This is a genomic window from Solwaraspora sp. WMMD792 (genome assembly GCF_029626105.1).
In the GTDB taxonomy this organism is placed as follows: domain Bacteria; phylum Actinomycetota; class Actinomycetes; order Mycobacteriales; family Micromonosporaceae; genus Micromonospora_E.
Map to the genome: position 1 here is coordinate 7,046,067 of NZ_JARUBH010000009.1, position 21,691 is coordinate 7,067,757.

A 21,691-nucleotide genomic window follows, 5' to 3' on the forward strand; every position below is an offset into this window, starting at 1 on the left:
TTGCCTAGTAGCGCGGACTACTGTTTTAGTAGTGCCATGGATGCCCGACACACCGATGTTTGGACTGCCGTTCACCGCGAACGCGCGGCTCTTGTCCACGACCTGGAGACTCTCGCGCCTGAGCAGTGGAACGCTCCGACCGCCTGCGGTGAGTGGGACGTGCACGATGTCGTGGCCCACCTCGTCGACACGGCGAAGACCACGAGAATCGGCTTCATCCGACACATGGTCACTGCCCGCTTCGACTTCGACCGCCAGAACGCCGCCGGTCTCGCCCGCGAACGGTGCGACGACCCGAAGGACACTCTCGACGCGCTGCGATCCGTTCTGACCCGCACCAGCACGCCGCCGGCGGCGATCGCCACACGCCTTGTCGAGGCCTTCGTCCATGGAGAAGACGTCCGGCGGGCGGTCGGGCTCACCGGCGACTACCCGGTCGACCAAGTGGCGAAGGCGCTGGAATTCCAACTTCGCACGACCGTGAAGATCGGCGGCGGCAAGGAGCGCGCGAGTGGCCTGCGGCTCATCGCCTCCGATGCACCCGTGGACGGTGGAACCGGACCGCTGGTGCACGGATCGGCCCTCGCCCTCCTGCTCGCGGTCTCCGGTCGCCCCGTTGAGCCCGATGAGCTCTCAGGCCCCGGCGCAGTGACTCTCGCCGAACGCGCTACCTCCTGAAGCCGCCGCGCCACCCGAATCTGCCGCTCCGGGTGGACTGGCGTTCATCACCGGCGGCGACGCACGGTGATATACGGCTGCTTCTCCGGTCACCTGGTCAGTGTGCGCCTCGCAACTCACCGGCCTACGGCCGGCCCGTTTCCGCCCAGACGCCGAACACTGGCCAACGCTCAGAACCCGGTATGCCGACATCCGGACTTTGCCGCTGGTCGGTGTGCGTGTTGACTGGTCTCGTCGGTCAGCTCGGCCGGAGTTCCGACGGGTTCGTCGGGTCCGGAAAGGCCATCGATAGCGAAGGGAGCCCCAGTCGGCGAGGAAGTCGTCATCGTCGACGGGACCCAGCAGCAGCGTCGCGGCGTCCCGGATCGGCCACCGGTAGAGCTCGTCCTGTGCCTGGAACCAGCGGGCCTCGTCGGTCCCGTACCGGGTTCAGCCCCAGGCCGGGTCGCGGCGCAGCACCAGGGCGCTGTTGAAGCCGTCGAAGCCACGGGCGGCGACCAGCGCGGCGTGCCCCGCGCACTCCCGTGGCGTACGGACGAAGTCCAGGTCGCAACCGGGGGCCGGGCGGCGTGGCGCGGCGGTCGGCGGCAACAGCCGGTGCCGCAGCGCCAGCAGCGCCGTCGCCACGTCCACCGCCGCACTGCCCTGGTGCGCCCGCCCGGTCAGCGGCTTCGGCGTGGTCACCGGCGGCGGCGTCGGACCGAAGACCGCCCGCACCGCGCCGGCCTCGGCCCGGTCGAAACGCGGTACGCCGAGCGCGTCCGGCAGGCAGACGTCCACCTGCGCCGGAGCCACCCCGGCGGTCGCCAGCGCCCGGCGCATCGCCCGGGCGTACTGGTCGGCGTCCCCGCCGGTGTGCCGGTCGGTGTGCCGGGCGTCGTGGCTGGCCCCCCAGCCGGCGACCTCGCCGTAGATCACCGGGGCGCCCCGGGCCAACGCGTGCCCCAACTCCTCGACGACCAGCACCGCGCCGCCCTCGCCCGGCAGGTAGCCGGCGGCGTCGACGTCGAACGGCAGGTACGCCGACTCCGGGTCGGTGCCGGTGCTGAGCAGCCCGCTCCGCAGCTGGCAGGCCAGCGCGTACGGGCTCAGCGCGCATTCGGTGGCACCGGCCAGCACCACGTCGGCGCCCCGGCGGATGGTCCGGGCGGCGTGCGCCAGGCTGTCCAGCCCACCGGCCGCCTCGGCGACCAGCACCCCGCAGGCGCCCTTGAACTGGTGGGCGATGGAGAGCTGGCCGACACTGGCGGCGTAGAACCAGGCGATCGACTGGTACGCCCCGACGGTACGGCCGGGCCGGCTCCACAGCCGCTGCAGCTCGCGCTGGCCGAACAGGTTGCCGCCGGACGAGCTGGCCAGCGCCACCGCGTACCGGTCGGGGTCGTCGGCGGTGTCCGGCAGCCCGGCGTCGGCCAGCGCCAGCCGGGTGCCGGCGAAACCGAGATGGGTCCACCGGTCGGTCTGCACCGCCCGCCGGTTGTCGGTCCACTGCAGCGCGTCGAAGTCGGCCACCTCGCCGGCCAGGGTGACCGGGTACGGCGCCGGGTCGAACAGGGTGATCCGCCCGGTGCGGACCTGCCCGGCCAGGGTCGCCTTCCAGTGCGCGTCGGCACCGAGTCCGGTCGGCGCCACCACGCCGATCCCGGTGACCACCGCCCGCCGGCCGGGCACCGCGGCCCGCTGACCGGGCACCGCAGCCCGGGGGCCGTCGGCGCTCACCGTACTGTCCTTTCCGGTCGGGCGAAGACCATCGCCGACTGGAATCCGCCGAATCCGCTGCCGACCGACAACGCGACGTCGACCGGTAGCTCACGAGCGGTGTTCGGGACGTAGTCCAGGTCGCATTCCGGGTCGCGGGTGCGCCAGTTCGCGGTCGGCGGGACCACCCCGTGCGCCATGGCGAGCGCGCAGGCCGCCATCTCGATCGAGCCGATCGCGCCGAGCGAATGCCCGATCATCGACTTGATCGAACTGACCGGCACCCGGTACGCCGCGTCCCCGAGCGCCCGTTTGAACGCGGCTGTCTCATGCCGGTCGTTCTGCCGGGTGCCGGAGCCGTGTGCGCTGACGTACGACACGTCGTCCGGGTTGAGCCGGGCCTGGTTCATCGCGTCCACGATGGCCAGCGCCATCTCCGCGCCGTCCGGGCGCAGCCCGGTCATGTGGTAGCCGTTGCTGCGGGTGGCGTATCCGCCGATCTCGCAGTAGATCCGCGCGCCGCGCCGCCGCGCGTGGTCCAGCTCCTCCAGCACCAGCACGGCGGCCCCTTCGGCGAGGACGAAGCCGTGCCGGTCGTTGTCGAACGGCCGGCTGGCGTGCGCCGGGTCGTCGTTGTCCGGGCTGGTCGCCCCGATCGCGTCGAACGACGCGACGGTGACCGGGGAGATCGGCGAGTCGGCGGCACCGGCGAGCATCACGTCCGCGTCCCCGTCGACGATCAACTGGTGGGCGTAGCCGATCGCGTCGATGCCGGAGGTGCAGCCGGTGGAGATCACCTGCGCCGGCCCGTGCAGCCCGTGCCGGCAGGCCACGTCGGCGGCCAGGCTGCTGGGCACCAGCGCCTGATAGAGGTACGGCATGGTGCAGTCCGGGTCGACCAGCCAGTGGCTGCCCGCGTCGCTGGCCACCACGTACTCCTGCTCCAAAGCCACGGTGCCGCCGACCGCCGAGCCGAGCGCCACCCCGGCCCGCTGCCGGCCGGCGTCGTCGAGGCACAGCCCGGCGTCGGCGACCGCCTCGATCGAGCAGGCGAGAGCGAACTGGACGTACCGGTCGGCCCGTCGCCGCTCGCGCGGGCCGAGCCCGGCGTCCGCCGGGTCGAAGTCGCATTCGGCGGCGATCTGGGACCGGAACGGGGACGGGTCGAAGACGGTGATCCGGCGGGTCGCGGTACGCCCGGCGGTGATCGTCGCCCAGAACGCCTCCCGGGTGGCGCCGCCCGGGGCGACCACCCCGACCCCGGTCACGACGGTCCGCCGGGGCGACCCGGCCGCGGTCACGGCCGGTGCCCGTTGGGTGTGGTGGTCCGGGTGCGCGGCACCGGCCGGGGGCCGGACCTGGCGGTGTCCCGACCCGTCCCGGCGGCGTCCGGACCGGGGCCGAGCACCGCCGGTCCCTCGGTGTCGACGTGGCCGAGTTCGGGGCGCGGCGCCAGCGGGCTGAGGTGGAAGACCACTTCGGCCGGCCCTTTGCTGACGTTGCGCAGCCGGTGCCGGGTGTTCATCGGCACGAACAGCCCTTCGGCGCGGCGTACCGCCACCGGCAGGTCGTCCAGGTCGACGACGATCTCGCCGCGCGCGACGTAGAGGAACTCCTCGCTGTACGGATGGTAGTGCTCGGCGATGCGTTCGCCGGGGCGCAGCACCGCCAGGCCGAGGAAGCCGGAGGTGCTGCCGACCGTGCGTGGGCCGAGCAGGACCCGGAGTTCGCCGCCGCGTCGCCGGTCGGCGGCGAGGTCGCGGGCGGCGACGAGCCGTGGATCGTTCATCGGGTGCCTCCGGCGGGGTCTGCGGTACGGGCGAGGGTTTCGATCCGGTCGCGGATGATGTCCAGCTGGATCCGGCTGTTGGTGTTGATCCGTTCGGTCATGCCGGCGTTGTCGAGCGGCGCGGTCGGTCGCATGGCGAAGTCCTGCACCCAGGTCATCCGGGTGCCGCCGGGGACCTCGGCGTAGTCCCAGCGGATCCGCATGTACTCGAACGGTCCGGTCTCCACCCGGTGGGCCAGCACCCGGCGGCGGTCCCGGTCGGCGGTGCGTTCGCTGACCCAGCTCCAGACCGTCCCGTTCTCGTCCGGGTGCATGGTCAGCCGGAACCGCACGGTGTCCCCGTGCCGGTGCACGATCTGCACCGACGCGTACTCGGTGAACAGGTCGGGCCACCGGTCGACGTCATTGGTGACCGCCCAGACGAGGTCCAACGGGGCGGCGATCACCACGCTGTTCTCGGTGTGCCCGGGAGGCGGCCCGGTGGCGTCCACAGCGGCCACTGTGGACGGGCCGGTGTCCGAGGCGGCCCCGGCGGCCGCGTCGCCGGCGATTTCGTCGGCGACCAGTTCGGCGATCTCGCCGATGGTCAGGCCCGCGCTGTCCGGCGGGATCCGCACCCGGTACCGGTCGGCCACCACGGCCTGCAGCTCCAGCAACGCCAGTGAGTCCAGGCCGAGCTCGGCCAGGGACGCCGCCGGGGTGTCGGCGGCGCCGGCCGGGTCGAGCCCGCAGTTGCGTACCAGGATCGCGGTGATGTCCGCGGCGGTGACCTTCGGCTGATCGTCGGTGATGCTCATCCGCTCCTCCTCGGGCGTGTGTGGTCAGGCCGTACGGGTCTGCGACGGCTCGTCGAGCAGCCGGCCGACCAGGCCGGTCGAGAGCCGTCCTTTGCGGAACATGGCGTCGTCCAGCACCCGGCGCAGGAACGGGATGGTGGTGTGGACGCCGGGGCCGCGTACCTCGAACTCGCTCAGCGCGCGTTCCATCCGGTTGAGTGCCAGTTCCCGGTCCGGTGCCCAGACGACGACCTTGGCCAGCAGCGGGTCGTAGTGCGGTCCGACGACGTACCCGGTGTGGCCGTGGGTGTCGACCCGGGTGAACGGGCCGCCGGGGATCTCGAAGCGGTCCAACCGGCCAGGTGTCGGGGTGAACCCGCGCTGCGGGTCCTCGGCGTTGACCCGGCATTCGACCGCGACGCCCCGGGGCCGGATGTCCGGCTGGCGCAGCCGCAGCGGGGTGCCGCAGGCGATGTGGATCTGTTCCTGCACCAGGTCCACCCCGGTGATCATCTCGGTGACCGGGTGTTCCACCTGGATCCGGCAGTTGATCTCGATGAAGTGGAACTGGTCGTTCTCGTCGACCAGGAACTCGAAGGTGCCGGCGCCGACGTAGCCGACCGCGAGCGCGCCGCGCAGCGCCACCGCGGCCATCTCGTCGAGCATCGCCGCCGGCAGCGTAGGCGCCGGACCCTCCTCGATCAGCTTCTGATGCCGGCGCTGTACCGAGCAGTCCCGGGTGCCCAGGTGCACCCCGTTGCCGTGGCCGTCGCAGAGCACCTGCACCTCGACGTGCCGGGCCTGGGTGAGGAACCGTTCCAGGTAGACCCGGTCGTCGCCGAAGACCGCCCGGGCGGTCTGCCGGGTCCGGTGGTACGCCGGCGCCAGGTCCGCCTCGTCGGTGACCACCGTCATGCCCCGGCCGCCACCACCGGCCGCCGCCTTGATGATCACCGGATAGCCGATCTCGGCGGCGACCGTGGCGGCATGGGCACTGCTGGGCACCGGCTCCCGGCTGCCCGGCGGCAGCGGCAGACCGGCCGCGCCGAGCACGTCCCGGGCCTTGGCCTTGTCCCCGAGGGCAAGCATGACCTGCGGCGGTGGGCCGATGAAGACCAGGCCGTTCTCCGCGCAGATGTCGGCGAAGTCGGCGTCCTCGGACAGGAAGCCGTATCCGGGATGGACAGCCTGGGCACCGGTGCGCCGGGCCGCTTCGACGATCGCCGCCGCGTTGAGGTAGCTGGCCCGGCTCGGCGGGGGGCCGATCTGCACCGCCTCGTCGGCGAACCGGACCACCGCCGAGTCGCGGTCCGCGGTGGAGTGCACCGCTACGGTCCGTACGCCGAGTTCCCGGCAGGCCCGGGCGACCCGCAGCGCGATCTCTCCCCGGTTGGCGATCAGAATCTTCTCGAACAAGGTCACCGCCTCCTCAGCCCGGTGCCACGGTGATCAGCGGCTGGTCGAACTCGACCGGTTCGCCGTCGCCGGCCAGGATCTCCACGACGACCCCTGGCCGGTCGGTGGTGATCTCGTTCATCAGCTTCATCGCCTCGACGATTCCGATCACCTGACCCGGCTCGATCGAGTCGCCGACATCGACGAACGGCGTTCCGCCGGGCTCTGCGGCCCGGTAGAACGTGCCGACGATCGGTGACCCGATCCGGTGCCCGGCCGCCGGTGCGGCCTGGCCGGGTGCGGCCGGGCTGGGTGCCGGTGCGGCCGCCGGCGGGTCGGCCGGGGACGACGGCGCGGCCGCGACCGGCGTAGTCCGGTCGTGCCACTCGATCTCGATCACCGTTTCGCCGTGCCGGACCTGAATCCGGCGCAGCGGACCGGTGATTTCGCCGACCAGCGCCCGGGTCTGCTCGGCGATCCGGCGCAGCTGACTGGCCGGCTCCGGCCCGGCCGGGGTTCCGTTGGCGGCGGCACTGGTCATCGCGGCATCACCTGGATCGTCCGGTCGGTGTCGGGCTGCGGTACGCCGGCGTCGACGATGCCCGCCCCGTACCGGCGGAACCGTCGGGATCGTCGACGCAGCAGGTCGGTGATGGGTACGGCGAGCAGGTCGGACAGCGCGGCGGTCAGCGCCGCCCGTACCCGGTCGGCGGCGCCGGCCGGATCGCGCTGCGCGCCGCCGGGTGGTTCGCCGACGATGCCGTCGGCGACGCCGAGGCGTACCAGGTCGGGCGCGGTGAGCTGGAGCGCGGCGGCGGCCCGGGGCGCGGCGGCCCGGTCGTGGAACAGGATCGCGGCGCAACCCTCCGGGCTGATCACCGAGTAGACGGCGTTCTGCAGCATCAGCACCCGGTCGGCGACGGCCAGCGCGAGCGCCCCGCCGCTGCCACCCTCGCCGGTGACGACGGCGACCACCGGGGTGGGCAGCCGGGCCAGGGTGCGTAGGCAGGTGGCGATCGCGGCGGCCTGGCCCTGTTCCTCGGCGTCGATCCCGGGGTGCGCGCCCGGGGTGTCGATCAGGGTGACCACCGGCAGTCCGAGCCGGGCGGCGAGCCCCATCACCCGCAACGCCTTGCGGTAGCCGGCCGGGCTGGCCATGCCGAAGTTGCGGGCCAGCATCTCCCGGGCGTCGTGGCCTTTCTGCTGCCCGATGACGGCGACCGGCTGGTCACCGAGCCGGGCCAGGCCGGCGACGATCGCCGGGCAGTCCGTACCGAGCCGGTCGCCGTGCAACTCGACGAAGCCGTCGAACGCGGTCCGCAGATAGTCCAGAGTGGTCGGCCGGGCCAGGTCCCGGGCGGTACGCACCGACTGCCAGGCGGTCGGCGTCGGTCCGGTGCGGGGCGTCGGCGCCGTGCGGTGTGCGGGCTCGGCCCGGCCGGCGGGCGCGGCCGGCGGACCTGCTCCGGCCCGGCCACCCGCGGCCAGCGCGAGCAGGGCGCGCAGCCGGGGGCGTAGGTCGTGCCGTTCGACGACCATGTCGACCTGGCCGTGCCGGAGCAGGAACTCCGCGGTCTGGAAACCGGCGGGCAACGCCTGGCGGATCGTCTCCCGGATCACCCGGGGGCCGGCGAACCCCATCCGGGCGCCGCGTTCGGCGATCACCAGGTCGGTGTTGGTGGCGAACGAGGCTGCGACGCCGCCGTACGTCGGATCGGTGACGACGCTGACGGTGAGCAGTCCGGCGGCGCGCAGTTCGGCGATCGCGCAGCTGACCGTCGCCATCTGCATCAGCGCCAGGACGCCCTCCTGCATCCGCGCCCCGCCGGAGGCGGTGACCAGCACCAGCGGATCCCGGGCGGCGAGTGCCTCCTCGGCGGCGCGGGTGATCAACTCGCCGGTGGCGCAGCCGAGGCTGCCACCGAGGAACCGGAAGTCCATCACCGCCAGGACGGCCCGATGTCCGCCGATCCGGGCGGTGCCGCACACCACCGCCTCCGCCAGGCCGGTCGCCGCGCGCGTCTGGGCCAGCCGTCGCCGGTACGGCATCGAGTCGACGAACCCCAACGGGTCCACCTCGGCGGCGCGGTCGGCGAGCCTGGTGAAGCTGTCCGGGTCGACCAGCTGTCCGATCCGTTCCGCCGCGGTCAACCGCTGGTGGTGTCCACACTCGGGGCAGACCTCCAGGTTGCGGTGCATCCGTCGCCGGTAGACCAGTGCGTGGCAGGCGCGGCAGCGCAGCCAGCGGTTGCGGCCCGGGGCCGCCACGGTGGTCATCGGGGCCGACCGGTGGGTGCGTCCCAGTGGTAGAACCGGTGCGCCATCGCGTCCCGGGGCGACCGCCAGGTCGCCAGGTACGGGCTGATGTAGGTCGCGAGCCGGCGGCTGACCTCGTCGAACTCGGGGTGTCGCCGGGCGGCGGCCACCGCGTCCGGTCCGGTCTCGTCGGTCTCGATCAGGTGCACGTACAGGTCGTGCAGCCGGTAGAGCGACCGGTGTCGTACCCCGGCCAGGTGGGGCAGGTCGGTCAGGTCCGATTCGGCGAAGATCTCCGCGACCTGCTGCTCCGCGTCGGGGACCACCTTGGCGATGATCAGCGAGCGATCCATGGTTCCTCCCAGCGGCGTCGGGCCCGGTCCTGGCCAACCTTGCCGCCGTCGGCGTCACCGGCGCGTTGTCCGTACCGCCCGGGTCATCGCCCGTCGGTGACGCCGACGTGACGGGCTATGAGTACAGTGCGTGATCGTTCTCGATGTGCGTCGGGATCACCGGCGGTCGTTGAGATTGACAAAATCCCAGTTCAGACGGGATTTAATCGATGGGTCGAGCGAATCGGGTAGCCGACTGCATGTTGACTGAGAGTAATCGTGATTGATAATCTTCGTGACGCGATGACGTGATGCAAGGGCGGCGACCGGTGACTGACGTGTGCAGGGGGTTCGGCCGTGACGTCAGAGGCAGGCAACGCGGGGGCATCATTCCGACTGCTGCTCCTCGGCGGCTTCCGTTTGATCCACCAGCACGAGACCGTGTCGATCCCCCGTGGACTGCAGCGGATCGTCGCGGTGATCGGGCTGCGACCCGGCGCCACCCGTGCCCACCTGGCCGGTCTGCTCTGGCCGGAAGCCGCCGAGGACCGCGCACTCTCCTCGCTGCGTACCGCACTGTGGCGGCTGCGTCAGGAGCCGAACTGCCCGCTGCGGACCGCCGGCGACACCGTCCGGCTCGACCAGCGGGTCCAGGTCGACGTCGACGACCTGGTCCGGACCGCCGCGCGGGTACGCGACGGTGGGGACCCGCGGCTGGCCGACGCGGTGCTCACCGCCGCCCGGCACGACCTGCTGCCCGGCTGGTACGACGACTGGGTGCTGCTGGAACGGGAACGGCTGCGGCAACTGCGGCTGCACCTGCTCGAGCACATCGCCCGCTCCCATCTGGACGCCGGTCGGCACGACGAGGCGCTGCAGGCCGCACTGGAAGCGGTCGGTGCCGAACCGTTGCGGGAGACCCCGCACCGGCTGATCGTGCAGATCCATCTCGCCGAGGGCAACGCCTACGAGGCGCTGCACGCCTTCTACGCGTACCGCGATCTGGCCCTGCGGGAGCTACAGCTGGAACCGTCCCCGGCGATGGCCGCGCTGATCGGCGACATCCTCACCCCGATCCGGGACGCGCCGGCCCGGCGCACACTCGACCGGCGTCGGCCGGGTGAGTCGGCGTCCGGCCCGGTCAGCCCTCGCCCGGCCCGCTGACCCGTCCGGCGTCACCGCCGAGCGAGACCCGGACCAGGGCAGCGGCGAACCGGGGCAGGTCGCGCTCACCCACCAGGGCGGCCAGCCGCTGCGGCGAGGTCGGCAGATCCAGCTTGCGGGCCCCGGTCACCACCCGCTTGTCCAGGTACGGACGCAGTCCGGGCCAGACTGCCTGCGCCTCGCGCAGAAAAATGTCCGCTCCGGTCGGGCCGATGCCGGGGAACGCGGTGAGCAACCGGCGCAGCGCGGCCGGGTCGTCACCGCCCTCAGCGTGCAGCCGCCGCAGGTCACCGCCCCACCGCTGGTGGCACAGCTCGGCTCCGTCGCCGAGCATCGTGGCGGTCCGTTCGTCGTACCGCCGGTAGTGGCCCCGGCCGAGCGCGTCGACCCGGTCCTGCCAACTGGCCCCGCACATCGCCGCCGGTGTGCGGTAGCCGGCCGCGAACAGTTCCCGGGCGCCGGCGACCGCGACCCCGGCCGAGATCCGGGCGCTGAGCAGGGTGGCCAGCACCAGCAGCTGGTACAGCGGTGCCGGTCGGTCGGCCAGGGCGATACCCGCCTCGGCGCTGAACGTCCGGCCCTGCCGGTCGAGCAGCGCGTCGACCGCGCGTACCTGCCGATCCGCCATCGTGGCACCCCCGTTCCCGGCCGACGAGGTACCCCCGGCGGCGCGGACCAAACGGAAGCAGCACGCCGCGCCCCCGACGGCGTCGTCGGTCAGTTCGGCGTCGGGTCAGCCCACGTCGCTCGGCACCAGATCCCCGGTGCCGACGCCGTCACCGTTCACCGGCCCGCCGACGCGGCCACCGTTCACCGGCCCGCCGGCTTGGGCGATCCGCAGCGCCTCCACCAGGTCGCGGTACAGCTCGTCGGTGGCCAACAGCGTCCGGTGGTCGCCGTACGCCCGGATCCGCCCGCTGTCCATCACCACGATGGTGTCGGCGTCGATGACGGTGGAGAGCCGGTGCGCGATGGTGACCACCGCGCCGTTGCCGGCCTGCTCCCGGATGCAGTCGTGGATGGCCGCCTCGGTGAGTCCGTCGACCTGGGCTGTCGCCTCGTCGAGCAGCAGGACGTCCGGCCGCCGCAGGATCGCCCGGGCCAGTGCGATCCGCTGCCGCTGCCCGCCGGACATCGACGACGGGGTGAGCGGAGTGTCCAGCCCGTCGCCGAGCGAGTCGATCTTCTCGGTCAGCCGGACCGCGTGCAGCGCGCGGCGGATCTCCCCGTCGGTGGCGTCCGGATGGGTGAACAGCAGGTTCTCCCGGATGGTGCCGGGGATCACCGGGGTGTCCTGCTCGACGTACGCCAGCCGGCTCCGGACCTGCTCGTGGCCCAGCGACGGGTACGGTCGACCGTCGAGCAGCAGCTCGCCCCGCTGCGGTACGAGGAACCGCAGGATCAGCGAGAAGAGGGTGGTCTTGCCGGCGCCGGACGGGCCGACGATGGCCAGGTGCCCACGGCGCGGCACGGCGAGGTCGATGTCGCGTACCGCGGCCGGTAGGTCGGGTCCGTAGCCGGCGGTGACCTGCCGCAACTCCAGCACCGGTCGGGCGGTGTCGGCGGTCGCCCGACCAGCCCGGCCGGCCGCCGGCTCCGGGCTTGTCCCCGGCTCCGGGCGGGCCGTCGGCGCCGGTGTAGCGGTCGGGTCGGCCTCGGCCGGCATCGCCTCGACCTGCCGGATCCGCCCGGCGGCGGCGATCCCGGACTGCAGCGCGGTGAGGTGCCGGCTCAGCGTGGTGACCGGCTCCATCAGCCCGAACGCGTACAGCAGGAACGCGATCAGGCTGGAGACCGGCAGTGCGCCGGTGCCGACCCGCCAGGCACCGAGACCGAGGATCGTGATGATGGCCAGCTGGATGCCGGCCCAGGCGACGGTCCAGGCCAGGGCTTCGCGGCGGATGGCCCGGATGCTCTGCCGGGCCGACTCGCGGGCCTCGCCGACGATCCGCTCCGACTGGCGCTGCTCGGCCCGGCTCACCTTGACCGTGCGGATCGCCCGCAACGTGCCCTCCAGCGCCGCGCCCAACTTGCCGACATGCTCCTGGGCGCGTTCGCGCGCCTTGGCGATACCCGGCAGCAACAGGCTGAACAGGACGGTCATCCCGGCGACCGAGGCGACGGTGGCGCCGAGCAGTACCAGGTCCAGCACGGCCATCAACACCAGCGTGCCGACGAGCCGCACCGAGCCGTTGATCAGGCCGATCACGCTCGACGAGGCGGCTTCGCGCAGCAGCACCGTGTCCGAGGTGACCCGGGTGACGAACTCGCCGGTGGGCCGGGCGGTGACGGCCGGCACGGTGGCCCGGAACAGTCGGCGCACCATCGACTGGCGGGCGTCGAGGATCACCCGTTCACCGACGGTGCCGAGCAGGATCCACTGCCACAGCCAGATCACGACACCCAGGACGAGCAGCCCGAGCAGCGCGAGCACCGGGCCGCGCAGCGACGCCGCCCCGGTCAGGGTGTCCAGCACCCATTTGGTGACCATCGGGGTGGCGAGGCCGGCGGCGGAGCCGACCAGAGCGAGGAACAGGCCGAGGCCCAGCGCGCGGCGGTGCGGCCGGGCGAACGACCAGAGCAGGCGTAGCCGGGGCAATCGGCGGTCGGCGACGGGGGGTTCGGCGGTCTGCGCGACGGTCACACCATCAAGTGGACCACGGCCCGTTCCAGCTGGACCCCGGCGGTTGCTGGCGCGGTGCCGCCCGGCCGGCGTTCAGGCGCCGCCCTTGACTCGCATCTGCGAGCTGAAATGGTCTTTCGCATCGCATGTGCGAGAGGATAACGTCTGGTTCGTGACGACCTACCGAATCGGCGACGCCGCCGACCTGCTCGGCGTCAGCGTCGACACCGTGCGGCGCTGGGTGGACGCCGGCAAACTCGCCGCTGCCCGGGACGGCAACGGTCACCGGATGATCGCCGGCGTCGATCTGGCGGCCTTCGCCCGCGCCCTCGCCGACGACCCCGACGAGGGCGTCGGCCGGTCGTCGGCCCGAAACCGGATGCGCGGCATCGTCACCGCGGTCACCCGCGACACCGTGATGGCCCAGGTCGACATCCAGGCCGGCCCGTTCCGGATCGTCTCGCTGATGAGCAGCGAAGCCGTCGACGAACTCGGCCTGACCGTCGGCACCACCGCCACCGCCGTCGTCAAATCCACCAACGTCGTCGTCGAACGGAGCACCTGATGCGCCGCCGCGCGGACTCCCTCACCCTGGTGGCCGCCACCGCGCTGCTGGCCGCCGGCTGCGCCACCGGCACCGGCACGGGATCAGTCTCCGACGGTGCTCGGGACGACGCCGTAGCCGGCGTCACCGGCCCACTCACCGTGCTGGCCGCCGCCTCGCTCACCGACGCGTTCACCCGGATCGGGGCCGACTTCGAGGCGGCCAACCCCGGGGTGTCCGTCACCTTCAGCTTCGCCGGCAGCTCCCAGCTCGCCCAGCAGATCACCGCCGGGGCACCCGCCGACGTGTTCGCCGCCGCCAGCCCGGCCACCATGGCAACGGTCATCTCCGCCGGCGAGGCAGCCGGCGAACCCGCCGTCTTCGCCCGCAACCAGTTGGTCATCGCGGTCCCAGACGGCAACCCGGCCGGGGTCACCGGGCTGGCTGACCTCACCAGGTCCGGCGTCAAGGTCGCCCTCTGCGCCGAGCAGGTGCCATGCGGGGCGGCCGCCCGTACCGCGCTCGACGCCGCCGGCAGCGACCTCGTCCCGGTCACCTTCGAACGGGACGTCCGCGCCGCGCTGTCCAAGGTCCGCCTCGGCGAGGTCGACGCCGCCGTCGTCTACCGCACCGACGCGGCCGTCGCCGCCGACGAGGTCGACGCCGTCGAGTTCGCCGAGTCCGGCCAGGCGATCAACGACTACCCGATCGTCACCCTGGCCGCCGCCGCCAACCCGCCGGCCGGGGAGGCCTTCGTCGGGTACGTCCGCTCCGCCGCCGGCCAGGCCGTCCTGACCGACGCCGGCTTCCAGAGTCCGTGACCGTGACCGCGCCGCCCGCCGTCAGCCGGCGACGTCGCCGCACCGACCGGCGGCCGCCGGTCTTCCTCGCCCTGCCCGCCCTGGCCGGACTGGCCTTCCTGACGCTGCCGCTGGCCGGCCTGCTGCTGCGTACCCCGTGGGGGCAGCTGCCGGCCCGGCTCACCGCGCCCGGCGTCCTCGACGCGCTTCGGCTGTCGCTGCTCACCGCCACCGCCGCCACCGTCCTGTGCCTGCTGCTCGGCGTACCGCTGGCCTGGCTGCTGGCCCGCACCCGGTTTCCCGGCCGGGGTCTGATCCGCGCCCTGGTCACCGTGCCGCTGGTGCTACCGCCGGTGGTCGGCGGCGTCGCGCTGCTGCTCGTCTACGGCCGGCGCGGCCTGGTCGGCGGCTGGCTGGACAGCGCATTCGGGGTGACCCTGCCGTTCACCACCACCGCCGTCGTGCTCGCCGAAGCGTTCGTTGCCATGCCGTTCCTGATCATCGCGGTCGAGGGCGCGCTGCGCGGTGCCGACCCCCGATACGAGGAGGCCGCCGCCACCCTCGGGGCCAGCCGGTGGACCACGTTCCGCCGGGTCACCCTGCCGATGGTCGGCCCCGGGATCGCCGCCGGTTCAGTGCTGTGCTGGGCGCGGGCGCTCGGTGAGTTCGGCGCCACCATCACCTTCGCCGGCAACTTCCCCGGCCGTACGCAGACCATGCCGCTCGCCGTCTACCTCGCCCTGGAGCAGGACCTCGACGCCGCGATCGTGTTGAGCCTGCTGCTGCTGACCGTCTCCGTGGTGATCCTCGCCGGGCTGCGCGACCGCTGGGTCGGTGGTCTGCGGTGACCACCCGGCGACGGGCCGACGACCCCGTCCCCGACCCGGGGCCGGCGGCGGCGCTCGACGCGCATCTGGTGGTCCGCCGCGCCGGGTTCACCCTCGACCTGCGGCTGACCGTCGCCGCCGGGGAGGTGGTCGCGCTGCTCGGGCCCAACGGCGCCGGCAAGACCACGGCGCTGCGGGCCCTCGCCGGACTGCAGCCGCTGCACGCCGGCCACCTGCGCCTCGGCGACCGGACGCTGGACCAGCCGGACACGGGGTTGCTGATGGCACCGGAGCACCGGCCGATCGGCGTGGTCTTCCAGGACTATCTGCTGTTTCCGCACCTGACCGCGCTGGACAACGTGGCGTTCGGGCCGCGTAGCCACGGCGTGCCGCGTCGCGTCGCGCGCGACACGGCGGCTGGCTGGCTGGACCGGGTCGGGCTGACCGGGCACGCCCGCCGCCGGCCCCGGGAACTGTCCGGCGGGCAGGCGCAGCGGGTCGCGTTGGCCCGGGCGCTCGCCGTACGCCCGCAACTGCTGCTGCTCGACGAGCCGCTCGCCGCGCTCGACGCCCGGACCCGCGCGGAGACCCGCGCCCACCTGCGGCAGCACCTCGCCGCGCACACCGGCGTCGCCGTGCTGGTCAGCCACGATCCATTGGACGCGATGATGCTCGCCGACCGGCTGGTGATCGTCGAGGACGGCCGGCTGGTGCAGTCGGGTGACGCTGCCACCGTCACCGCCCGCCCGCGCAGCGACTACGTGGCCCGGCTGGTCGGGCTCAACCTCTACCGGGGCAGCGGGGACGGGACCAGCATCACGCTGCCCGGCGGCTTCCGGCTGGTCGCCGCCGAGCCGCAGCGCGGCGACGTGTTCGTGGCGTTCCCGCCGTCGGCGGTGGCGCTCTACCGGCAGCGTCCGGACGGCAGCCCGCGCAACTCGTGGCCGGCCACCGTCAGCAGCGTCGCCCGCAACGGCGACCGGCTGCGGGTCGAGCTGGCCGGGCCGTTACCGGTCGGAGTGGACGTCACCGCGGCGGCGGCCGCCCACCTCGACCTGCGTCGCGGCGAGCAAGTGTGGGCGACACTCAAGGCGACCGAGGTGGCCGGATATCCGGCGGACCCGGACCGTACGATTCTCGGTGGAAGCCAGGCTTCCGACGGCAATTCGTCTCCAGGAGGGAATCCAGGTGAGCACCGGGGTCGAGACGCGTGAGTTCCAGGCCGAGGCGCGCCAGCTCTTGCAGCTGATGGTCCATTCGATCTACTCGAACAAGGACATCTTCCTGCGCGAGTTGATCTCGAACGCCTCCGACGCGCTGGACAAACTGCGCTTGCAGGCGCTGGTCGACAAGGATCTCGACGTCGACACGTCGGACCTGCACATCGAGATCGAGGCCGACCGCGAACAGCGCACCCTCACCGTGCGGGACAACGGCATCGGCATGTCCCGTGACGAGGTGGTCAGCCTGATCGGCACGATCGCCAAGTCCGGCACGGCCGAGTTGCTGCGCAAGATGAAGGAATCCAAGGAAGCCGCCGCGCAGGAGCTGATCGGGCAGTTCGGCGTCGGCTTCTACGCCACCTTCATGGTCGCCGACCGGGTCGTGCTGACCACCCGGCGGGCCGGGGAGACCGAGGCGACCCGCTGGGAGTCGTCCGGCGAGGGCACCTACACCATCGAGACGCTCGACGAGGCGCCTCAGGGCACCACGGTCACCCTGCACCTCAAGCCCGAGGACAAGGACGACCAGCTGCACGACTACACCGACGAGTGGAAGATCCGGGAGATCGTCAAGCGGTACTCGGACTTCATCGCCTGGCCGATCCGCACCACCACCGAGCGTCCCGGTGAATCCGACGGCGAGACCACCAGCGAGGTGGTCACCCTCAACTCGATGAAGGCGCTGTGGGCGCGGCCCCGTTCCGAGGTCACCGACGACGAGTACAAGGAGTTCTACAAGCACGTCAGCCACGACTGGAACGACCCGCTCGACATCATCCACATGAAGGCCGAAGGCACCTTCGAGTACGAGGCGTTGCTGTTCGTGCCGGCGCAGGCGCCGTTCGACCTGTTCATGCGGGACGCCCGGCGCGGCGTACAGCTGTACGTCAAGCGCGTATTCATCATGGACGACTGCGAGGCGCTGATTCCGGAGTACCTCCGGTTCATCAAGGGTGTCGTCGACGCGCAGGACCTGTCGTTGAACATCAGCCGGGAGATCCTGCAGCAGGACCGGCAGATCCAGCTGATCCGGCGCCGGCTGGTGAAGAAGGTGCTCTCGTCGCTCAAGGAGCTGATGGACAACGACGCCGACCGGTACCGCACGTTCTGGACCCAGCTCGGCCGGGCGGTGAAGGAAGGCCTGCTCAACGACTACGAGAACCAGCGGGCGATCCTGGACATCTCGTCGTTTGCCTCGACCCACGACCCGGAGCAGCTGACCACCCTGGCCGGGTACATCGAGCGGATGAAGGACGGTCAGGAGGACATCTACTACATGACCGGCGAGTCCCGGACGATGATCGAGAACTCGCCGCACATGGAGGCGTTCAAGGCCAAGGGGTACGAGGTCCTGCTGCTCACCGACCCGGTCGACGAGATGTGGGTCGAGTCGGTCGCCGACTACGACGGCAAGAAGCTGCGGTCGATCGCCAAGGGCCAGGTCGACCTGGCCGGCGACGACGACACCGCCGAGTCCGACCCGGAGCGGGAACAGCAGAAGGAAACGTACGCCCCGCTGCTGTCCTGGCTGGGCCAGACGCTCGACGAGCAGGTCAAGGAGGTACGGCTGTCCACCCGGCTGACCACCTCGCCGGCCTGCCTGGTCGGCGACGCCGCGGACATGACCCCGGCGCTGGAACGGATGTACCGGGCGATGGGTCAGGACGGGCCGAAGATCAAGCGGATCCTGGAGCTGAACCCGACCCACCCGCTGGTCACCGGCCTGCGGGAGGCGTACGGTGCCCGCTCCGACGATCCGGCGCTGGCCGAGACCGCCGAGCTGCTGTACGGCACCGCGCTGCTCGCCGAGGGCGGTGAACTCGACGACCCGGCCCGGTTCGCCAAGCTGCTCGCCGACCGACTGGCCCGTACCGTCTGAACCGCCGGACGTCGGGATCCCCCGGTGGGTAGATGCCCGCCGGGGGACGCCCACCGAACGGACCCGCGACGGCTCAGACGGTGACCGCCGCCGCCTCAGCGGCGATCGCCTGGTCGACGGCGGCGGCGACGTGCAGCCGGCTGGTCGGGAAGAGCAGCAGCGGGGTGTCCTCCTGACGGACCAGCAGCTCGATCTCGGTGCAGCCGAGCACCACGCCCTGCGCGCCGGCGGCGATCAGCCGCTCGATGACCTTCAGGTACCTGGCCCGGGACGACTCGCTGACCACCCCGAGGCACAGCTCGTCGTAGATGACCGAGTGGACCATCTTGCGATCCGCGGCGTCGGGCACCAGGACGGTCAGGCCGTGACCGGCCAGCCGGTCGCGTAGGAAGTCCTGCTCCATGGTGAACGCGGTGCCGAGCAAACCGACCGTGTGCAGCCCGTGGCTGCGGACCGCGTCAGCGGTGACGTCGGCGATGTGCAGCAACGGGATGTCGATTGCGGCGGCGACCTGGTCGGCGACCTTGTGCATGGTGTTGGTGCACAGCAGCAGCAGGTCGGCGCCGGCCGCTTCGACCCGCCGCGCGGCGTCGGCGAGCAGGTCGGCGGCTTCGTCCCATTCGCCGGCTGCCTGCCGTCGTTCGATGTCGGCGAAATCGACCGAGTAGAGCACGCACCGTGCCGAATGGTGCCCGCCCAGCCGGTCGCGGACCAGTTCGTTGGCGAGCCGGTAGTAGTGCCCGCTGCTTTCCCAGCTCATGCCGCCGAGCATGCCGATCGTCATCATGCTGCCATCGTGCCACCGGGTGCCCGGGTACCGGGCGGATATTCGTCGGCGGACATCGACCCGGTTGGCAGCTGTCGCGGACGTCCAGTATTGACTATTGTGGACTCATCTTTCGCGGACTACCGGCAGCTGTCCGAACATCAGGCGTGCCACCTGCGATGACCCAGCGACGGGCGGGAGGGACCGTGGTGCCCAGGGACGTACCGGTACGACGGATCGGCATGCGTGAGGTCGCTCGGGCTGCTGGCGTATCGGTCTCTACCGTGGCCAACGTGCTGAGCCGACCGTCGATCGTCGCGCCGGCGACCCGCCGCCGGGTGGAGGCCGTCATCGAGTCCGTCGGCTATGTGCCGAACGGTCCGGCCCGGCAGCTGCGCGGCCGGCCCAGCCCGATCGTCGCCAGCGTCACCCTGGACCTGGCCAACCCGTTCTACGCCGAGGTCAACCGGGGCATCGAGGACGAGCTCGCCGAGCACGGCTGTCTGGTGCTGGCCTGCAGCACAGACCTGCGCCCGGCCAAGGAACGGCAGCTGCTGAAACTGCTGCAGACCCAGGCCGTACGGGGCGTCATCATCGCGCCGGTCGGTGCGGACCCGGCGCCGCTGTTGTGGATGAGCGAGCACGGGATGGCGGTCGTGCTGATCGACCATCCGCGCGCAGGGCTCGACCTGTGCGCGGTCGCGGTCGACGACGTCGCCGGTGGCCGGCTGGCCGGTGAGCATCTGGTCGGGCTGGGGCACCGCAGGATCGCGTTTCTCGGCGGCACCCGGGACGCCGGACCGGTGGCCCGCCGTCGCGACGGCGTACGCAGGGCGCTGGCCGCCGCCGGTCTCGACCCTGCGACGGGGTTGCTGGACGTCCGCGTACCGCTGCATCCGCCGCCGCTAGTCGAAGCCGCCGCCTCGGCGGCGGCGCTGATTCTCGCCGCGACCCCGCCGGTGACCGCGGTGGTCTGTCTCAACGACACGGCGGCGCTGGGCCTGCTGGACGGGTTTGCCGCAGCCGGTGTCCGGGTGCCGGCGGACATCTCGGTCGTCGGCTACGACGACCTGCCGTTCGCCCGCCGGCTGGCGCCTGCGCTGACCACGGTCAGCCAGCCGAAGTATCGGCTGGGCCGGGCCGCCGCCGAACTGCTGCTGGACGAGGCCAGGCCGGGGCACGTTCACCGGGAGATCGGGTTCCGCCCGACGCTGGCGGTCCGCGCCTCGACCGCCCCGCCGACGTCCGACGCGTCGAAACGCATCGACTGATAGCTATTGCTTTCGGTCGGGGTGCGGACGTAGCTTGTTGGCACACCGTAGAGCGCCGAGCCGGTCCTCGTACCCCCGGTTTACAAACGTTGCAATAGCGCGCCGCGCACGCCCCGCTCCGGGTCCGTGCGCTCGGGCAGGCGTGCCTCGCCCCGGGACTTCCCGGGCTCAACCTGAGGTAGGTCATGAGAAGAAGACTCTTCGTCCTCGGCGCTGCCCTGATCACCTTCGTCGCGTCGATCCTGCTCGTCGTGCGGCCGGCCAGCGCGGCCGTCGGCCTGCACATCAGCGGCACCGACATCGTCGAGGCCAACGGCCAGCCGTTCATCATGCGCGGGGTCAACCACCCGCACGTCTGGTACACCGGAGAGACCGAGTCGTTCGCCGACATCAAGGCGCTCGGTGCCAACACCGTACGGGTGGTGCTGGGCAGCGGCCAGCGCTGGGGTCCGTCCGACGACGTCGCCGACGTGATCGACCTGTGCAAGCGGAACCGGATGATCTGCGTGCTCGAGGTGCACGACACCACCGGGTACGGCGAGGAAGGTGCCGCTGCCTCGCTCGACCAGGCCGTCGACTACTGGATCAGCCAGAAGAGCGCGCTGGTCGGCGAGGAGAACTACGTCGTCATCAACATCGGCAACGAGCCGATCGGCAACGTCGACGCCGGTCAGTGGACCGCCGCCACGGTCGACGCCATCGGGCGGATGCGGGCCAACGGCTTCGAACACCTGCTGATGGTCGACGCGCCGAACTGGGGCCAGGACTGGCAGAACGTCATGCGGGCCGATGCCCAGACGGTGCTGGACGCGGACAGTCACGGCAACACCGTGCTGTCGATCCACATGTACGCGGTCTACAACAGCGCCTCGTCGATCGTGAGCTACCTCGACGACTTCGAGGCCAACGGGTGGCCGCTGGTGATCGGCGAGTTCGGCTGGCAGTTCAACTCCGGCGAGGTGGACCACGACACGATCCTGGCTGAGGCGCAGGCCCGTGGCCTCGGCTACCTCGGCTGGTCGTGGAGCGGCAACACCGACCCGATCCTCGACATGGTGCTCAACTTCGACCCGAACCAGATGACCACCTGGGGTGAGCGGATCTTCAACGGACCGAACGGCATCAGCTCCACCTCCCGGGAGGCCAGCATCTTCGGCGGTACGCCGCCGACCACGGCGCCGCCGACCACCGCCCCGCCGACGACGGCGCCGCCGACCACCGCCCCGCCGACGACGGCGCCGCCGACCACCGCCCCGCCGCCGACCACCGCCCCGCCCGGCAGCGGAGCCTGCACCGCCAGCTACCGGGTCGTCGGCCAGTGGCCGGGTGGCTTCCAGGGCGACGTCCGGGTCACCGCCGGCGGTTCGGCGATCAGCGGCTGGGTGGTGACCTGGACCTTCGCCGACGGCCAGACCGTCAACCAGGCTTGGAACGCCACCGTCACCAACAGTGGGTCCAACGTGACCGCCCGCAATGTCAGCTACAACGGCAGCCTCGGTGCCGGGGCCGGCACGACGTTCGGCTTCATCGGGTCCTGGAACGGCACCAACAGTGTTCCGACGCTGACCTGCGCCGCGGCCTGACCCAACAGCGCGGCACGCGGCCTGACGTGCAGCCTGGCCACCAGGTGCTGGTGGGTCGGGGGAGACGACAAGTCGTCCCCCGACCCA

Annotated in this window: 19 protein-coding genes and 1 pseudogene; 9 read left to right on the plus strand and 11 right to left on the minus strand. The window is 72.1% G+C overall.

All coding sequences use genetic code 11. The features are described from left to right. The first annotated feature begins 36 nt into the window (after positions 1–36). Complete coding sequence (locus O7629_RS32780) at positions 37–678, plus strand: maleylpyruvate isomerase family mycothiol-dependent enzyme (protein WP_278174206.1); 642 nt, start codon at positions 37–39, stop codon at positions 676–678. 429 nt (positions 679–1,107) lie between these two features. Here O7629_RS32780 and O7629_RS32785 read toward each other — a convergent pair whose 3' ends face one another. From O7629_RS32785 to O7629_RS32820, 8 genes and pseudogenes are all read right to left on the minus strand, one after another. Then, positions 1,108–2,349 (minus strand): beta-ketoacyl synthase N-terminal-like domain-containing protein, encoded by a 1,242-nt coding sequence (locus tag O7629_RS32785; RefSeq protein ID WP_278174804.1) that lies wholly within the window; start codon positions 2,347–2,349, stop codon positions 1,108–1,110. 44 nt (positions 2,350–2,393) lie between these two features. Further along, complete coding sequence (locus O7629_RS32790) at positions 2,394–3,677, minus strand: beta-ketoacyl-[acyl-carrier-protein] synthase family protein (RefSeq protein ID WP_278174207.1); 1,284 nt, start codon at positions 3,675–3,677, stop codon at positions 2,394–2,396. A gap of 116 nt (positions 3,678–3,793) precedes the next feature. Beyond that, positions 3,794–4,165, minus strand: a pseudogene (locus tag O7629_RS32795) (cupin domain-containing protein); the annotation flags it as partial. Continuing rightward, a complete protein-coding gene (locus tag O7629_RS32800; RefSeq protein WP_278174208.1) occupies positions 4,162–4,962 on the minus strand; it encodes an SRPBCC family protein in 801 nt (266 codons plus the stop codon). The pseudogene O7629_RS32795 and the gene O7629_RS32800, both read right to left, overlap by 4 nt. Positions 4,963–4,986: 24 nt before the next feature. Then, positions 4,987–6,357 carry an acetyl-CoA carboxylase biotin carboxylase subunit gene (locus O7629_RS32805; protein WP_278174805.1) on the minus strand — a complete coding sequence of 457 codons (1,371 nt, stop codon included), beginning with the start codon at positions 6,355–6,357 and terminating at the stop codon, positions 4,987–4,989. 13 nt (positions 6,358–6,370) lie between these two features. Further along, positions 6,371–6,877, minus strand: a complete 507-nt coding sequence (gene accB, locus O7629_RS32810; protein ID WP_278174210.1) for an acetyl-CoA carboxylase biotin carboxyl carrier protein — start codon at positions 6,875–6,877, stop codon at positions 6,371–6,373. Next, complete coding sequence (locus O7629_RS32815; RefSeq protein ID WP_278174212.1) at positions 6,874–8,613, minus strand: acetyl-CoA carboxylase carboxyltransferase subunit alpha; 1,740 nt, start codon at positions 8,611–8,613, stop codon at positions 6,874–6,876. Before O7629_RS32815 ends, accB begins: the two co-directional genes overlap by 4 nt. Then, complete coding sequence (locus O7629_RS32820; protein WP_278174214.1) at positions 8,610–8,945, minus strand: TcmI family type II polyketide cyclase; 336 nt, start codon at positions 8,943–8,945, stop codon at positions 8,610–8,612. The genes O7629_RS32815 and O7629_RS32820 overlap by 4 nt, the downstream gene beginning before the upstream one ends. A gap of 336 nt (positions 8,946–9,281) precedes the next feature. Here O7629_RS32820 and O7629_RS32825 point away from each other — a divergent pair, with 336 nt between their 5' ends. Continuing rightward, the gene (locus O7629_RS32825; RefSeq protein ID WP_278174216.1) at positions 9,282–10,088 is read left to right on the plus strand and encodes a bacterial transcriptional activator domain-containing protein; all 807 of its coding nucleotides are present in this window, start codon (positions 9,282–9,284) and stop codon (positions 10,086–10,088) included. Here the strand turns inward: O7629_RS32825 and O7629_RS32830 are convergent. Together O7629_RS32830 and O7629_RS32835 are read right to left on the minus strand one after the other, a co-directional pair. Then, entirely contained in the window at positions 10,066–10,716 is a 651-nt protein-coding gene (locus tag O7629_RS32830; protein WP_278174217.1) for a hypothetical protein, read from the minus strand. The genes O7629_RS32825 and O7629_RS32830 overlap by 23 nt on opposite strands. A 105-nt stretch (positions 10,717–10,821) precedes the next feature. Then, positions 10,822–12,732: an ABC transporter ATP-binding protein gene (locus tag O7629_RS32835; RefSeq protein ID WP_278174220.1), complete on the minus strand. Its 1,911-nt coding sequence runs from the start codon at positions 12,730–12,732 to the stop codon at positions 10,822–10,824. A gap of 151 nt (positions 12,733–12,883) precedes the next feature. Here O7629_RS32835 and O7629_RS32840 point away from each other — a divergent pair, with 151 nt between their 5' ends. From O7629_RS32840 to htpG, 5 genes are read left to right on the plus strand one after another with little or no spacing between them, the layout of a single operon-like run. Further along, positions 12,884–13,276: a helix-turn-helix domain-containing protein gene (locus O7629_RS32840; RefSeq protein ID WP_278174221.1), complete on the plus strand. Its 393-nt coding sequence runs from the start codon at positions 12,884–12,886 to the stop codon at positions 13,274–13,276. Continuing rightward, complete coding sequence (modA, locus tag O7629_RS32845) at positions 13,276–14,076, plus strand: molybdate ABC transporter substrate-binding protein (protein ID WP_278174222.1); 801 nt, start codon at positions 13,276–13,278, stop codon at positions 14,074–14,076. The genes O7629_RS32840 and modA overlap by 1 nt, the downstream gene beginning before the upstream one ends. A gap of 2 nt (positions 14,077–14,078) precedes the next feature. Further along, on the plus strand, positions 14,079–14,903 hold the full coding sequence (locus tag O7629_RS32850) for an ABC transporter permease (RefSeq protein WP_278174225.1): 825 nt from the start codon (positions 14,079–14,081) through the stop codon (positions 14,901–14,903). Then, positions 14,900–16,096 (plus strand): ABC transporter ATP-binding protein, encoded by a 1,197-nt coding sequence (locus tag O7629_RS32855; RefSeq protein WP_278174226.1) that lies wholly within the window; start codon positions 14,900–14,902, stop codon positions 16,094–16,096. Before O7629_RS32850 ends, O7629_RS32855 begins: the two co-directional genes overlap by 4 nt. Positions 16,097–16,130: 34 nt before the next feature. After that, the gene (htpG, locus tag O7629_RS32860; RefSeq protein ID WP_278174806.1) at positions 16,131–17,984 is read left to right on the plus strand and encodes a molecular chaperone HtpG; all 1,854 of its coding nucleotides are present in this window, start codon (positions 16,131–16,133) and stop codon (positions 17,982–17,984) included. A 73-nt stretch (positions 17,985–18,057) separates the two neighbouring features. On the opposite strand, the gene O7629_RS32865 is transcribed toward htpG, so the two are convergent. Next, positions 18,058–18,771 carry an aspartate/glutamate racemase family protein gene (locus O7629_RS32865; protein ID WP_278174229.1) on the minus strand — a complete coding sequence of 238 codons (714 nt, stop codon included), beginning with the start codon at positions 18,769–18,771 and terminating at the stop codon, positions 18,058–18,060. Positions 18,772–18,992: 221 nt separating this feature from the next. Between O7629_RS32865 and O7629_RS32870 the strand changes: the two genes are divergently transcribed. Together O7629_RS32870 and O7629_RS32875 are read left to right on the plus strand one after the other, a co-directional pair. Then, on the plus strand, positions 18,993–20,021 hold the full coding sequence (locus tag O7629_RS32870; protein ID WP_278174230.1) for a LacI family DNA-binding transcriptional regulator: 1,029 nt from the start codon (positions 18,993–18,995) through the stop codon (positions 20,019–20,021). Between the two features lie 185 nt (positions 20,022–20,206). Beyond that, positions 20,207–21,604 carry a cellulase family glycosylhydrolase gene (locus O7629_RS32875; protein WP_278174231.1) on the plus strand — a complete coding sequence of 466 codons (1,398 nt, stop codon included), beginning with the start codon at positions 20,207–20,209 and terminating at the stop codon, positions 21,602–21,604. Positions 21,605–21,691: the final 87 nt, after the last annotated feature.

Bases quoted from the DNA above. Each gene is read 5' to 3' on its own strand.
- O7629_RS32875 (WP_278174231.1), top strand. From the start codon at position 20,207: ATGAGAAGAAGACTCTTCGTCCTCGGCGCTGCCCTGATCACCTTCGTC.
- O7629_RS32820 (WP_278174214.1), bottom strand. From the start codon at position 8,945: ATGGATCGCTCGCTGATCATCGCCAAGGTGGTCCCCGACGCGGAGCAG.
- O7629_RS32865 (WP_278174229.1), bottom strand. From the start codon at position 18,771: ATGATGACGATCGGCATGCTCGGCGGCATGAGCTGGGAAAGCAGCGGG.
- htpG (WP_278174806.1), top strand. From the start codon at position 16,131: ATGGTCCATTCGATCTACTCGAACAAGGACATCTTCCTGCGCGAGTTG.
- modA (WP_278174222.1), top strand. From the start codon at position 13,276: ATGCGCCGCCGCGCGGACTCCCTCACCCTGGTGGCCGCCACCGCGCTG.
- O7629_RS32830 (WP_278174217.1), bottom strand. From the start codon at position 10,716: ATGGCGGATCGGCAGGTACGCGCGGTCGACGCGCTGCTCGACCGGCAG.
- accB (WP_278174210.1), bottom strand. From the start codon at position 6,877: ATGACCAGTGCCGCCGCCAACGGAACCCCGGCCGGGCCGGAGCCGGCC.
- O7629_RS32870 (WP_278174230.1), top strand. From the start codon at position 18,993: ATGCGTGAGGTCGCTCGGGCTGCTGGCGTATCGGTCTCTACCGTGGCC.
- O7629_RS32800 (WP_278174208.1), bottom strand. From the start codon at position 4,962: ATGAGCATCACCGACGATCAGCCGAAGGTCACCGCCGCGGACATCACC.
- O7629_RS32815 (WP_278174212.1), bottom strand. From the start codon at position 8,613: ATGACCACCGTGGCGGCCCCGGGCCGCAACCGCTGGCTGCGCTGCCGC.
- O7629_RS32780 (WP_278174206.1), top strand. From the start codon at position 37: ATGGATGCCCGACACACCGATGTTTGGACTGCCGTTCACCGCGAACGC.